Source organism: Mucilaginibacter sp. P1_A3 (genome assembly GCF_056406855.1).
Map to the genome: position 1 here is coordinate 86357 of NZ_JBFTZJ010000016.1, position 14053 is coordinate 100409.

Annotated in this window: 9 protein-coding genes; 6 read left to right on the forward strand and 3 right to left on the reverse strand. The window is 42.4% G+C overall.

Features of this window, described 5'->3' with window-relative positions:
• Positions 1 to 402: 402 nt before the first annotated feature.
• Genes guaA through AC1D0K_RS28010 form a run of 4 tightly spaced genes read left to right on the forward strand, consistent with a single transcriptional unit; the run spans position 403 to position 5492 of the window.
• Positions 403 to 1932, forward strand: a complete 1530-nt coding sequence (guaA, locus tag AC1D0K_RS27995; RefSeq protein WP_477393751.1) for a glutamine-hydrolyzing GMP synthase — start codon at positions 403 to 405, stop codon at positions 1930 to 1932.
• Complete coding sequence (locus AC1D0K_RS28000) at positions 1889 to 3136, forward strand: ABC transporter substrate-binding protein (RefSeq protein ID WP_477393753.1); 1248 nt, start codon at positions 1889 to 1891, stop codon at positions 3134 to 3136. The genes guaA and AC1D0K_RS28000 overlap by 44 nt, the downstream gene beginning before the upstream one ends.
• A complete protein-coding gene (locus tag AC1D0K_RS28005) occupies positions 3133 to 4296 on the forward strand; it encodes an RsmB/NOP family class I SAM-dependent RNA methyltransferase (protein WP_295713345.1) in 1164 nt (387 codons plus the stop codon). The genes AC1D0K_RS28000 and AC1D0K_RS28005 overlap by 4 nt, the downstream gene beginning before the upstream one ends.
• 56 nt (positions 4297 to 4352) lie before the next feature.
• Positions 4353 to 5492 (forward strand): acyltransferase family protein, encoded by a 1140-nt coding sequence (locus AC1D0K_RS28010; RefSeq protein ID WP_477393755.1) that lies wholly within the window; start codon positions 4353 to 4355, stop codon positions 5490 to 5492.
• Positions 5493 to 5553: 61 nt separating this feature from the next.
• On the opposite strand, the gene AC1D0K_RS28015 is transcribed toward AC1D0K_RS28010, so the two are convergent.
• From AC1D0K_RS28015 to AC1D0K_RS28025, 3 genes are all read right to left on the reverse strand, one after another.
• Positions 5554 to 6123 (reverse strand): MarC family protein, encoded by a 570-nt coding sequence (locus tag AC1D0K_RS28015; protein ID WP_477393757.1) that lies wholly within the window; start codon positions 6121 to 6123, stop codon positions 5554 to 5556.
• A 167-nt stretch (positions 6124 to 6290) separates the two neighbouring features.
• Positions 6291 to 7850 carry an amino acid permease gene (locus AC1D0K_RS28020; RefSeq protein ID WP_295713354.1) on the reverse strand — a complete coding sequence of 520 codons (1560 nt, stop codon included), beginning with the start codon at positions 7848 to 7850 and terminating at the stop codon, positions 6291 to 6293.
• 826 nt (positions 7851 to 8676) lie between these two features.
• On the reverse strand, positions 8677 to 10926 hold the full coding sequence (locus AC1D0K_RS28025; protein ID WP_477393761.1) for a sodium-translocating pyrophosphatase: 2250 nt from the start codon (positions 10924 to 10926) through the stop codon (positions 8677 to 8679).
• A gap of 154 nt (positions 10927 to 11080) precedes the next feature.
• Here AC1D0K_RS28025 and AC1D0K_RS28030 point away from each other — a divergent pair, with 154 nt between their 5' ends.
• Both AC1D0K_RS28030 and dacB read left to right on the forward strand, forming a co-directional pair.
• Positions 11081 to 12517 carry an APC family permease gene (locus AC1D0K_RS28030; protein WP_477393763.1) on the forward strand — a complete coding sequence of 479 codons (1437 nt, stop codon included), beginning with the start codon at positions 11081 to 11083 and terminating at the stop codon, positions 12515 to 12517.
• The gene (gene dacB / locus AC1D0K_RS28035; RefSeq protein ID WP_477393766.1) at positions 12495 to 13901 is read left to right on the forward strand and encodes a D-alanyl-D-alanine carboxypeptidase/D-alanyl-D-alanine endopeptidase; all 1407 of its coding nucleotides are present in this window, start codon (positions 12495 to 12497) and stop codon (positions 13899 to 13901) included. The genes AC1D0K_RS28030 and dacB overlap by 23 nt, the downstream gene beginning before the upstream one ends.
• Positions 13902 to 14053 lie beyond the last annotated feature (152 nt).

A 14053-nucleotide genomic window follows, 5' to 3' on the forward strand; every position in this document is an offset into this window, starting at 1 on the left:
TCAAGTTAGGTGAAATTCTGTTAATTCTTTAATTCTGAAAATTCTGATTCAGACATCGTGTTAGGGATGGTAGTGGTACCGGCCAATAAGCGTAATGCCTGCAGGCGTATTAGCGAACAGCCCGGGCCGCCGGCAACACCATGAAAATAGTATCAAGTAGTTAGTATTAAGTACCAAGGTTGACTTGCATAGCGCGGATGATTTTGTCTGAATCGGAATTAAACGAATTGAGGAATTGACAGAATTATTTGAACGTTGAATATTCAGCTTCAAGGTAAAATTCTGTTAATTCTTTAATTCTGAAAATTCCGGTTCAGACACATAATTGAAGGAAAAATACCCCATTTTTAAAAATCTCAAATCTCATATCTCACATCTCATATCAAAATCCTATCTTTGCCCATGCAAGAAAAAATCCTCATTCTTGACTTTGGCTCGCAATTTACCCAACTTATAGCGCGCCGTGTCAGGGAGCTCAATATTTACTGTGAGATCCACCCCTTCAATCATTATCCCGAAATTGACAGCACTGTAAAAGGTATCATCCTTTCCGGCAGTCCTTATTCTGTACGCCAGGAAGATGCTCCCCGGTTTGATTTTGAGCAATTTCATAACACAAGGCCTATTTTAGGTGTTTGTTACGGAGCACAATATGTGGCACATTTCCACGGCGGCGAGGTATTGCCATCAAGCACACGTGAGTATGGCCGGGCTAATTTAGAATACGTTAACAAGGCAAATCCGCTGTTTAAAAATATCCCCGAGAACTCACAAGTTTGGATGTCGCATGCGGATACCATATCAAGCATTGGCGATAACTTTGAGATCATAGCCAGTACTGATACCGTAAAAATTGCGGCCTACCAGGTAACCGGTACTCAAACTTACGGTATCCAGTTTCACCCGGAAGTAACCCATAGTATTGATGGGAAGCAGTTGTTGGAGAACTTTTTAGTTGATATCTGCGGATGTCACCAGGATTGGACTCCCGATTCGTTCATCGAAACTACTATTGCCGCCCTAAAAGAAAAATTAGGCGATGATAAAGTAGTATTAGGTCTTTCTGGTGGTGTTGATTCGTCAGTAGCCGCGGTATTGCTGCACCATGCCATTGGCACAAATTTGCATTGTATATTTGTTGATAACGGCCTTTTGCGTAAGGATGAATATGAGCAGGTGCTTGATTCATACAAACACATGGGCTTAAATATAAAAGGTATTGACGCCAAGACTCGTTTTTACGATGCGCTGGCGGGCCTAAGCGATCCTGAAAAGAAACGTAAGGCAATAGGCCGTGTGTTTATTGAGGTATTTGATGATGCCGCTCACGAGGTTCAGGATGTTAAATGGCTTGGCCAGGGTACTATTTACCCGGATATTATCGAGTCGGTTTCTGTTAAGGGGCCATCGGCTACCATCAAATCACACCATAATGTTGGCGGGCTGCCCGATTTTATGAAACTAAAGGTTGTTGAACCTTTAAATACCCTGTTTAAAGACGAAGTAAGGCGTGTTGGTAAAGCATTAGGTATTGATCCTAATATTTTAGGCAGGCATCCTTTTCCTGGTCCGGGACTGGCAATCAGGATATTAGGTGATGTAACCCCGCAAAAAGTTGCTATATTACAAGAGGCTGATGCGATTTATATCAACAATTTACGGTCATATGGTGTTTACGATAAGGTTTGGCAGGCCGGCGCAATATTTTTGCCGGTACAGTCGGTAGGGGTAATGGGCGATGAGCGTACTTACGAGAACGTAATTTGCCTGCGCGCTGTAGAGTCACTGGATGGAATGACAGCCGATTGGTGCCATTTACCTTATGATCTGCTGGCCAAGATCAGTAACGAGATCATCAATAACGTAAAAGGAATTAACCGGGTAGTATATGATATCAGTTCGAAACCGCCTGCCACAATTGAGTGGGAATAAATGGTTATTATTTTTTATAGCGGTAATGTTACTGGCTGCATGTTCTCCAAAACTGCGGCCGGTAACTGCACCCGTAAAAAAACAAACTGAAAAGGAACCCGAAAAGAAGGTTGCCGAAAAAGCAACTACCAAACCGGCGGAAGCAAAACAGCTAAATATAGCCATGATTCTGCCTATGGGCCTGGATCACCTGAAACCGGGGGCGAAATATACTTCGGCGGGCTTAACAAAAGCCAACATGAGCGTGGAGTATTACCAGGGTTTTAAAATGGCTTTGGATTCATTAACTGCTGCCGGCGCTAATTTTAAACTGCATTTATACGACTCGAAGGATGATGCCGCACAGGCTCACAGCCTTGCCTTTAATCCGCTCATTAAAAATAGCGACCTGATAGTTGGTCCTGTTTTTCCTGATGGCATAAAAGTGTTTGCAGAGGTGCTTAATACAAAAGCACCAATTGTTTCACCGCTTTCACCTGCATCGCCTGCCACCATCAACAGCCGTAATTTGATCACTGTAATGCCGCCTTTGGAGTATCATGGCTGGGGCGCAGCGCAATATATCTGCAATAAATTAAAGCCTAAAAAAATCTTTATTCTACGTTCGGGATTCAGCCAGGAGCAAGATTATGTAAGGGGCTTTAAAAATGCTACGGATAGCGTAACCAAAAAGAAGGTTAAAATAATTACGGTTATCATATCAAAAGGACAGTTAGCCGGGTTAATTCCCCAGCTTTCAAGAACTGAGCAAAATGTATTTGTTGTAGCCGCTACCGATCAGGCGTTTTTAAGCGTAACCCTCCGGTCGTTAGATACGTTGAACAGGCATTATCCGGTGGTGCTGTTTGGGCACCCAAGCTGGGAGAAATACAGTTTTTTGAAAGTGGATATTTTGCAGCGCTTAAAAACCCATATTACATCTGCAGATCAGGTTGATTACAAGTCTGATGCCAGTATGGAGTTTATCAGGGTATATCACCGGCTTTACCATGTTGAACCTACCGATTATGCCATAAAGGGGTTTGATGAAGGTTTGTTTTTTGGTAAACAACTGATTGATAATAATTTTGAAGCATTGGATAAGGCGGATTTTACCGGCTTGCACAATAATTTTCACTTTGAAAAAAAGGGACCATTAGGGTGGGTGAACACGCATGTCAATATATTAATGTACAGTAACTTTGAGCTAAAACAGGTAGAATGAAGGCAATAAATCAACTTAAAACGTTTCAGCGAATAATAGGTGAATACCCGGTTGATACGCCATTAAGTAAATTTTTACCAGGGTTTTACAGGCAAAACAAGCAGATGGGATCTACCGATAGGCGGGTAGCCAATCGTTTAATATATAATTATTTCCGCATAGGGCAGGCCCTGCCCAACCTGGCTACAGATGAACGGCTGATTGTTGCCGAATTTTTATGTAATACCCAAAGCAATTCCTTTTTACAGCATTTTAAACCCGATTGGGCCGCTTGTATTAATTTTAATGTTGATGATAAGCTCGCTCTTGTAAAAAATGCATACCCGGCTTTTAAGCTGGAGGATGTGTTTCCGTGGATGGATCAGGTTTCTGACGGAATAGACAAAGACGCGTTTTTAAAATCTTTTTTTTGCCAGCCCGATCTTTTTATACGCGTGCGTAATAATTACGATCACCTGGTAAAAGCCGAATTAACTAAAGCAGAAATAGCGTTTAAGGATGAAGGTAACGGATGTTATTCACTACCCAACGGTACCCGCTTAGAAACCATATTTCCTAAACAGCATTGGTTTGAAGTGCAGGATCTGTCATCGCAGCAAACTGGCGGGTTTTTTAAGCCAAAGCGTTGGGATAGCTGGTGGGATGCCTGCGCGGCATCGGGCGGTAAATCGCTGTTGTTGCATGAGGACGAGCCAAATATAAAATTGGTTGTATCGGATATCCGGGAGTCGGTACTGGCTAACCTGGATGAACGTTTCCAATTGGCGGGCCTAACCAAGTATCAGAAAAAGGTATTGGACCTGACTACCAACATTGACCAATCCCTGCATGACTATGAATTTGACGGTATTATTTTAGATGCTCCCTGCAGCGGCTCGGGCACCTGGGGCCGTACACCCGAAATGATAGCTCAGTTTATGCCACCCAAAATTGAATTTTTTCAGCGCCTGCAAAAAAGTATCGCGCAAAACGTGGTGAAATACTTAAAACCCGGCAAGCCATTGATTTATATCACCTGCTCGGCCTTTAAAGGCGAGAATGAGGAAGTGGTTGATTATTTGGTAAAGGAATTGGGTTTAAAGCTTGAAGAAAGCAAGGTGCTGAAAGGATACGAGCATAAGGCTGATACCATGTTTGTGGCAAGGTTGTTAGGAGTTTGAAAAATGGCTGATTGGAGGATTTGAAAATGATTTGCTTCTGTTATCTTTAGGCCTGCATGGGTGATCAAAAAGTAAGAGTATTCGGGCTTGATTTTTTAAGATGCATCGCGATAATTTTAGTATTAATAGCGCATACTTTTTCTTTAAAATTCGCAAATTCCACCCTTGAAATCATTACTCGTTATTGGGGTTTAATAGGCGTTGAAGCTTTCTTTGTACTGAGCGGTTTTTTAATCGGAAGTATTTTAATAAAGACCCATAATTATTCGGGCATTACAAGCTTTTCTTCCATAAAGTTATTTTGGATCCGGCGCTGGTTCAGAACGCTCCCCAACTATTACCTCGTGATTATCATTTATGAACTGTTGTACTATCCAAGTTACCATCACCTTATTTTTAGCGTAAGTAATAATTTTACTTATTTAGTTTTTTTACAGAACTTTTTTACCCCAATGCCCGAAAATATATTTGGTGTATCATGGAGTTTAAGTATCGAAGAGTGGTTTTATTTACTGTTTCCGTTATTCCTGTTTGGGATGCAATACCTCATTAAAAGTAAATCAAAAGCATTTTTAGTTGTCGCTCTCGTTTTTGTTTTGTTCCCGCTTTTACTCCGGGTTTATTTAGCGTTAAATAATATGGATTTAAAATGGGATCAGGGCTTCAGAAAAATGGTTCCGCTTAGGCTTGATGCCATTGGCACAGGCGTGTTGTTATCTTACCTGAAATATTACCACACAGGCTTTTTTTATAAATATAAAGGCTTATTTTTCGCCATTGGATTAGCCCTGTTTATTGGGGTTATAAGCTTTTTTTATAGTTCTGGTTTACTTCATATTCCTTACTCAGATATTTTACAAAAAACAGTTTTGTTTACTTTTTTGAGTGTGTCCCTTGCCGCGCTCATTCCGTTGATGTATGAAATAAAAGTAGATAAGATCAGTAAGTTTATTCGGGGCCCCGTTACCTTTATTAGCCTCATATCGTATTCGCTTTACCTGTTACATCCTATTGTTATCATGGTGGTTTTCATATTTTCTAACAAGTTTAACTGGAAGCTGAACGGGTATGCTTACATTACTGTAGTTTGGGTATTAACTATAGTTGTATCTTATCTGCAATATCATTTCTTCGAGCGTAAAATGACCGCATTAAGGGAAAAGTTTAGCAAAGGAAAAAGAGTTACCGCGTTATAGCTAACGGTAGAGTTTACTTTTGAAGTTCCATCTGCACATCTGAAATCTATCATCTGCACATCTACAAATGCGTATTAGCCCTAAACAGCTTTATCGCGATAGCCAGCAAAATAATTCCGAAAGATTTACGCAGGATGCTTAAACCCACGGGGCCTAATAGCCTTTCCAGGAATTTTACATTTTTTAATACAATGTAAACAACTATGGTATTGAGTATAATGCCAACTATAATGTTTTGCGTTTGATACTGCGATTTTAACGAGAGCAGGGTAGTCATGGTTCCTGCACCTGCAATAAGTGGGAAGGCGATAGGCACAATGGAGGCTGACTGCGGGATCTCTTCTTTAAAAAAGTCGACCCCTAACACCATCTCCATGGCTATAATAAATATCACCAGCGAACCTGCTATGGCAAAAGACGATATATCTAAACCGATAATAGCTAATAGTTCATCGCCAACAAACAAAAAAACAACCATTAAAACCAACACAGCTATACTTGCCTTTTCCGATTCGATATGCCCTACACGTTGGCGCACCTGGATAATTACAGGTATAGCGCCCAGTATATCAATAATGGCAAAGAGGATCATCGTAACGGATAATATTTCCCTGAAAATTAGTGGCTGCATGGTGATAGTGTTTTGTTTATTTTGACTTTGACCGGAAACTTAAAGCTGTTACAATTAAAATCAGTATGAAGATAATAAGAAAATACTACGAACTAATAAATATAGGGCAACAAAAAAGGTTCTGAAAAATCCAGAACCTTTTTTGTTATTATTGAAATAGTTCTATGTTATTCAACATATTTTGGATTGATAGGATCAACGGCGGCTTCAACCTTGCCATGCCTAACGTGCGAGCGTTTAATGCTGTAACCAAAATAGATTACAAAGCCTATTAGTAACCAAACAATTAGCCTTGCCCAGTTTTCCCAGCCTTCAGAAGCAATCATACCTAAGCAGATCAGCGCGCCAAGCGGGCAAACAATGTAATAAATAGGCGTTTTGAACGGACGAACCAAATGTGGATCGGTATTACGTAAGATCATGATACCAAAACAAACCAGTACGAATGCGAATAGGGTACCTATACTTACCATGTCACCCACTATCCTGTCAGGAATGAAACCTGCAAACAAGGACACAAAACCGAAGAATAACCATTGCGATTTGTAAGGAGTTTGGAATTTAGGGTGTAGTTTGGAGAAGATCTTAGGGATTAAACCATCAGTACTCATGGTATAGAATACACGGGTTTGGCCCATTAACATCACCAGGATAACTGATGAGAAACCTGCAAGGATAGACACTGTTACCAGGTTAGCCAACCAATGGTAGCTTGGACCCATAGCAGCTTTAATAGCATAAGTTACAGATGCTTCTTTACCCTGGATAAGGAATTCTTTGTATGATACCAAACCGGTTAATACGTGAGAGAACAGGATGTAAAGTGCAGTACAGATAACCAATGATATCAGGATACCTTTAGGCATATCTCTTTGCGGATTTTTTGCTTCCTGCGCGGCAGTTGAAACGGCATCAAAACCAATAAAAGCGAAGAATACCACACTGGCACCACGTAATACACCAAGCCAGCCATGATTAAAGGTATCGCCATAATTTACAACACCTGTGCTCACTTTTACCGTGCCTGCATCAGCAGGGATCATGTATGGTGTATGCAAAGCTGGGTTTATAAAATGCCAGCCTAAGCCAATGATCATCAATACAATGGCAACTTTAATAACCACAATAATGTTGTTTACCATGGCAGATTCTGCTGTACCTTTTATAAGCAATAAGGTTAACAGGAACAGGATCAGGATAGCTGGTAAATTGACAATACCCCTGGTGCCCACTTCTGCGGCATACATACCAGCGGTTGTGTTGGATGTTTCAAAAAACGAGTGCGCCCATTGATAGGGTATGTGCACATTAAAAAAGGTGTGTAAAAACTCGTTAAAGTACTGAGACCATCCAATGGATACTGTTGCTGCACCTAATGCATACTCCAATACCAAATCCCATCCAATTATCCAGGCAATAAACTCGCCCATGGTGGCATATGAATAGGTGTAAGCCGAGCCGGCAATAGGGATCATACTGGCAAATTCTGCATAGCATAAACCGGCCAGCGCGCAACCAGATGCGGCTATAAGGAATGAAATGGTAACAGCCGGACCGGCATGTTCACCCGCGGCTGCTGCCGTTCGCACAAAGATACCGGCGCCAATAATTGCACCAATACCCAAAGCTATAAGCGATCCAACGCCTAAAGTCCTTTTCAGCGTTTTCTCCGTTTCTGCCGAAGCAGCCATCAATTGCGCAATAGGTTTTTTAATAAATAACTTCATTTTAAATTAGTAAGATCAGTCTAAAAAATTAAAAATTTACATTTCCCCAAACGTACTTAAATTTATTGAAAAGATAAAGGGCCGAATGTAAGAATGGATGCGCATAAATTACCCCAATTAAAGTTGGGAAAAGCGAACGGGATTGATTTTGCTTGTAGCTGAGTAAGTGCCTCATTTGTTGTGCAATTGGATAAATAATAGTGTCTTGATAACACTCCTGTTTTTAAGGAAAAAAAAATTAATTGTGTTGTGGAAACTGGGCGGAAATTGTTTGGTAAATAAAGAAGATTTGAGCGCAAATGTTGACCGAACCTTGTTTTGTTTATTCAAATTAATCTTAACACCCGGAGTTGTTGTTGCCGATAACAATACTCAAGGGTGATGGAAAAGGCTGTTTGGTTTTTAAAAAGCAGGAGTATGCTATAATAGGATGATAAATTTCCCCTTTTCTTGTCAGCAGATAAGTTTCGGGCGAAATAGGGCAGAACAATGGTGGCCTGTGTACTGGAAAAGGGTATTAGCGATTTTGCCGCAGAGGGATGAGCGAACAAAGTGGGGCAAATTCGCGGCCCGTGGTTCTGCCCGATTTGCAGGGCAAAGGCCTTGTGCGGCAAAGAAACCTCTCTGCTGACTTGAATTTTGGTTACTTTGTTTCAAGACAAAGTAACAGCCCTCCCGCGGCAACTGAGCGGGCCAATGTTGTTTATATGCAAAAAATAAAGTTAGAACCTAAATAGCTGTTGCAATAACGTTATAGAGAACTTTCTTAACAACAAAAAAAGCCACCCTCATCAGGTGGCTTTTCCTAAATATCCCAAACTGGTTATTAACCTTTCTTATCAACCTTAGTTATAGGCGATACAAAAGCCTGTACCGTAATTTGTTTTTTAACTTCGTTTTTCATCGCCGTTGGAGCAACGCGGTTTGCGTTTAAATGCGGCGCAATAACCAACGAAACGATAGACATCAGCTTGATCAAAATATTCATTGATGGGCCTGAGGTATCCTTGAACGGATCACCTACAGTATCGCCGGTTACTGATGCTTTATGTGGTTCTGATTTTTTGTAAAACATCTCACCATTGATCAAACAGCCTTTTTCGAATGATTTTTTAGCGTTATCCCATGCACCACCGGCGTTGCTCTGGAAAAGCCCCATCAGTACGCCGGATACGGTAACGCCGGCCAATAAACCACCCAACACTTCGGGGCCGAAAGAGAAACCGATAATAATTGGCGTAATGAGCGCTATCAAACCAGGGGCAACCATTTCACGGATAGACGCTTTGGTTGATATAGCCACACATTTTTCATATTCGGGTTTGCCTTCATAGGTCATAATACCGGGAATCTCGCGGAACTGGCGGCGAACTTCTTCAACCATCGCCATAGCTGCACGGCCAACTGCCGAAATACACAATGCCGAGAAGATAAAAGGGATCATCCCGCCCACAAATAAACCGGCTAAAACATCAGCCTTGTAAATATCAATATGCTCGATACCTGCAACACCCACAAATGCCGCAAATAAGGCCAGTGAGGTTAATGCAGCCGAAGCAATGGCAAAACCCTTGCCTGTAGCGGCGGTAGTGTTACCTACGGCATCTAAATTGTCTGTACGGTGGCGTACTTCCTCGGGCAGGCGACTCATTTCGGCAATACCACCGGCATTATCGGCAATTGGTCCGAAAGCGTCAATGGCTAATTGCATGGCTGTAGTGGCCATCATGCCTGCTGCAGCGATAGCAACCCCGTATAATCCTGCAAAATGGTATGACCCATAAATGCCCGATGCTAAAACCAGGATAGGCAATACGGTTGATTCCATACCTACAGCTAAGCCGCCAATAATATTGGTAGCATGCCCGGTTGATGACTGGCGGATGATGCTCAGCACAGGGCGTTTACCCATAGCTGTGTAGTATTCTGTAATAAGAGACATTAATGTGCCTACTACTAAGCCTACTGCTATTGACATAAATACCCCGTTTTTAGTAAACACCAACGACCCTGCTTTTATAGCATGGTTGGCATCCTCATCACGTACCATGTGGAAGCTATCAGCCGGTAACATCCATTGTACCACAAAATAAGTGGCAATGGCTGTTAAAATGATAGATGCCCAGTTACCTATGTTTAAAGCTTTTTGTACACTATCAGTTTCCTTATTAATCTTCACCAGTGATGCACCAACTATGGAGAATATCAGGCCTAAACCTGCAATAACCATAGGGAGCAATATTGGGGCTATACCACCAAATTTGTCGTGCGATACAATTTCGCGGCCCAAAACCATGGTAGCCAGCATAGTTGCTACGTATGATCCAAATAAATCGGCGCCCATACCGGCAACGTCACCTACGTTATCGCCTACGTTATCGGCAATAGTAGCAGGGTTACGTACATCATCCTCGGGGATTCCGGCTTCTACCTTACCCACAAGGTCGGCGCCAACATCGGCGGCCTTGGTGTAAATACCACCTCCCACACGGGCAAATAGGGCTATGGATTCAGATCCTAAAGAAAATCCGGCTAAAACATCAAGTGCTTTGGCCATGGCCTCGCCATTAACGGTGCCCCCTGTGTTTTTAACATATACCGTATAAAACACAATAAACAGCGAGCCTAAACCAATAATGGCCAGGCCGGCAACACCAAGGCCCATTACGGTACCCCCGGTAAATGAAACTCTTAAAGCTTGTGCAAGGCTGGTACGCGCAGCTTGTGTAGTACGCACGTTAGCTTTGGTAGCAATGCGCATACCCATATAACCTGCAAAGGCCGATAAAAATGCGCCTACTACAAATGACACGGCAATAACCGGGCTTGAGGTAGCAACCGTAGTGCCGCTCCAGGCCAGTAATACACCGGCAACTACTACAAAGTAGCTCAGCACTTTCCACTCGGCACGTAAAAAGGCCATTGCCCCATCAGCAATATAGCCCGATAGTTTTACCATATCGCCATCGCCGGCATCTTGTTTGGTAACCCACGCGGCTTTAATGGCCATTGCGGCAATGCCGATGAGCCCAAAAACCGGAATCAAATAAATTAAGTAAGTGTTCAGAAAATCCATAGTCACAAGTTTGGTTTATAATGTAGTACTTTTTGGTGTTAAGTATAACAGGTGTAATTGGTGGTTGCAAAATAGTGATTTTATTTTCTTTACAATAGCCTGTCAATATTAAAGTTTTTTGAATAGTTTAGGACTTTAAACCCTAAAACAATTTATGGCAAAAGATTCCGGACAACCCAAAATGAAACATGAACTGAGCCTGCTGGATGGTACCATGCTGGTATCAGGCTCCATGATAGGTTCAGGTATATTTATAGTTAGTGCAGATATTATACGCAATGTTGGCTCAGCAGGCTGGCTTATAGCAATTTGGGTTATCACCGGCTTTATGACTTTAACCGCTGCCTTAAGTTATGGCGAGCTCAGCGGTATGTTCCCCAAAGCAGGCGGGCAGTACGTTTATTTAAAGGAAGCCTATAATAAACTCATTGCTTTTTTATACGGATGGAGTTTTTTCGCGGTGATCCAAACCGGAACTATTGCTGCCGTAGGTGTGGCTTTCTCAAAATTTACGGCTTATTTGATCCCTGCTTTTAGCGAGGATAATATTCTATTCAATTTAGGCTCTATCAAGATCAGTGCCGCGCAGGTAGTATCCATCATACTGATCATCATCCTCACATTCATAAATACCCGCGGTGTAAAAGGCGGCAAGCTGATACAAACAACTTTTACTATGACCAAACTCATCAGCCTTTTTGGTTTGATAGGTTTTGGATTTTTGGCATTTAAAGGAGATATCTGGACAGCCAACTGGACAAATGCCTGGGATTTGCACAACCTGAACAAGGATGGTACTATTACTAAATTAACCGTAGGTACTGCTTTGGGTGCTGTGGCTGCGGCTATGGTAGGCTCTATTTTTAGCAGTGATGCCTGGAATAGCGTAACCTTTGTGGCCGGCGAAATGAAGAACCCTAAACGCGATGTGGCGCTAAGCATGATGTTTGGTACCATCATTGTTACATTGATTTATGTGCTGGCCAATGTGGTTTACACTGGTGTGCTTTCGCTGCATGAAATTTCTGTGGCCGATAAGGATAGGGTAGCTGTAGCAGCATCGCATGTTATTTTTGGTAATGTAGGCACCTACATCATTGCAGTGATGATTATGATATCAACCTTTGGCTGCAACAACGGCTTAATATTATCTGGCGCAAGGGTTTATTATACCATGGCTAAGGACGGTGTGTTTTTTAAACGTACCGGCACGCTCAATAAATTTGCGGTTCCGGAATTTGGCTTATGGATTCAGGCCTTAGTTGCATCAGTGCTTTGCTTAAGCGGCCGTTATGGCGATCTGCTGGATATGATATCTTTGGTAGTTGTTATATTTTATGTACTTACTATTGTAGGTATCTACATTTTAAGGGCTAAACTACCTAACACCGAACGCCCTTACAAAGCATTTGGCTATCCTGTATTGCCTGCCATTTACATTTTAATGGGTATAGCATTTTGTATTTTATTGCTGGTTTACAAAAGCACCTATTCGGTATTTGGTTTAGGGATCGTGTTGATAGGTATCCCAATATATTATATATCGCAAAGGAACGTTAAGCATGAGGATGAAGCGGTTATTAATAGTTAGTTTATTTATTTTAAGCGGAAGGGTTTACGCCCAGGATCTTCAGCAAAAATTAGCGACAGCTTTTAACAGGTTACAGGCCGATAGCCAGTGTACTTATGCATCGCTGTCATTAACCGTTATCGATGCTAAAACCGGCGAACAGGTGTTTGCCGCTAATCCCAACATGGGTTTGGCTACGGCATCAACACTTAAAACCATTACCAGCATAACCGCTTTTAACGTTTTGGGTGCCGATTTCAGATACCAAACCCAACTGGGTTACAGTGGAGAGATCACCACCGATGGTACCCTCAACGGCGATGTCATCATCAAAGGTGCCGGCGACCCAACCCTGGGCAGCTGGCGTTATGAGCAAACCAAAGAAGCGCACGTATTGGCTTTAATGACCGACGCCCTGAAAACCGCAGGCATCAAAAAAATAAACGGACGAATTATTGGCGATGACAGTATCTTCGGCACACAATCAATCCCTGAAGGTTGGATCTGGCAAGATATAGGCAACTACTATGGTGCCGGAACATCGGGCCTTTGCTGGCGCGAAAATCAGTTTGATATTAAATTGCGCACAGGTATTGCCGGTAACCTGATTGGCATCTCGCACACCGTACCCAACATTTCGTACCTTACCTTTAAAAGCGAATTGCTGAATGGTTCGGCAGGGAGTGGGGATAACGCTTATGCCTTTTTGCCGGTTGGCAGCAAAGTAATGTACTTGCGGGGGAGCTACGCTACAGACCAGGAGAAAAAAAGTATCTCGGCCGCCCTGCCCGATGCAGCCTATGATGCCGCCCTGCGTTTGGCTGATACGTTGAAAAAATTAGGTATTAATATAAGCAATGCCCCCGAATCTGTTACAACACTAACCGCCAAAGGACTTCAGGCTCCGCTGATTTCGAAAAACCTGGCAACCATTCAGTCGCCGCCATTGAGTAAGATCATTTACTGGCTCAACCAAAAAAGTATTAACCTGTATGCCGAGCAATTACTTAAAACCATTGCCTGGAAGCAGGGCAAAAAGCCAACCACGACCAATGGTGCAGAGGAAGTCAGAAAATTTTGGCAGGCACGCGGCATCGACCCTAACAGCATCAATACCTATGATGGCAGCGGCCTATCGCCCGGCGATAGGGTAACTACCAATACACTGGCCAAAATTCTGCAATCTGCCAAAAAGGAAAGTTGGTTTAATGATCTGTATGAGAGTCTGCCCGTTTACAATAACATGAAAATGAAAAGCGGCAGCATCAACAGCGTGCTGTGCTATGCCGGTTACCAAAATCACAACGGGCGCGAGCTTTGTTTTTCCATCATGGTTAACAACTACAATGGATCTGGCAGGGGGATTAAGGAGAAAATGTTCAGGGTTTTGGATGTGTTGAAGTAGTGGCCTCATAAAAGTATGGTAGTGCGGGTTTTAAAATTTAGCGAAACTCTGAAGGGGAAAGGACCTTTAAAAAGGTTTGTCATCCTGAGGAACGAAGGATCTATTCACAGACTGTACAGAGCGAAGAAGCATGGCGAATAACAGATCCTTCA

Excerpts from the sequence above, each read along its gene's own strand:
- guaA (WP_477393751.1), top strand. The coding sequence starts at position 403 with ATGCAAGAAAAAATCCTCATTCTTGACTTTGGCTCGCAATTTACCCAA.
- dacB (WP_477393766.1), top strand. The coding sequence starts at position 12,495 with ATGAAGCGGTTATTAATAGTTAGTTTATTTATTTTAAGCGGAAGGGTT.
- AC1D0K_RS28015 (WP_477393757.1), bottom strand. The coding sequence starts at position 6,123 with ATGCAGCCACTAATTTTCAGGGAAATATTATCCGTTACGATGATCCTC.
- AC1D0K_RS28020 (WP_295713354.1), bottom strand. The coding sequence starts at position 7,850 with ATGAAGTTATTTATTAAAAAACCTATTGCGCAATTGATGGCTGCTTCG.
- AC1D0K_RS28030 (WP_477393763.1), top strand. The coding sequence starts at position 11,081 with ATGGCAAAAGATTCCGGACAACCCAAAATGAAACATGAACTGAGCCTG.
- AC1D0K_RS28000 (WP_477393753.1), top strand. The coding sequence starts at position 1,889 with ATGATATCAGTTCGAAACCGCCTGCCACAATTGAGTGGGAATAAATGG.
- AC1D0K_RS28005 (WP_295713345.1), top strand. The coding sequence starts at position 3,133 with ATGAAGGCAATAAATCAACTTAAAACGTTTCAGCGAATAATAGGTGAA.
- AC1D0K_RS28010 (WP_477393755.1), top strand. The coding sequence starts at position 4,353 with ATGGGTGATCAAAAAGTAAGAGTATTCGGGCTTGATTTTTTAAGATGC.
- AC1D0K_RS28025 (WP_477393761.1), bottom strand. The coding sequence starts at position 10,926 with ATGGATTTTCTGAACACTTACTTAATTTATTTGATTCCGGTTTTTGGG.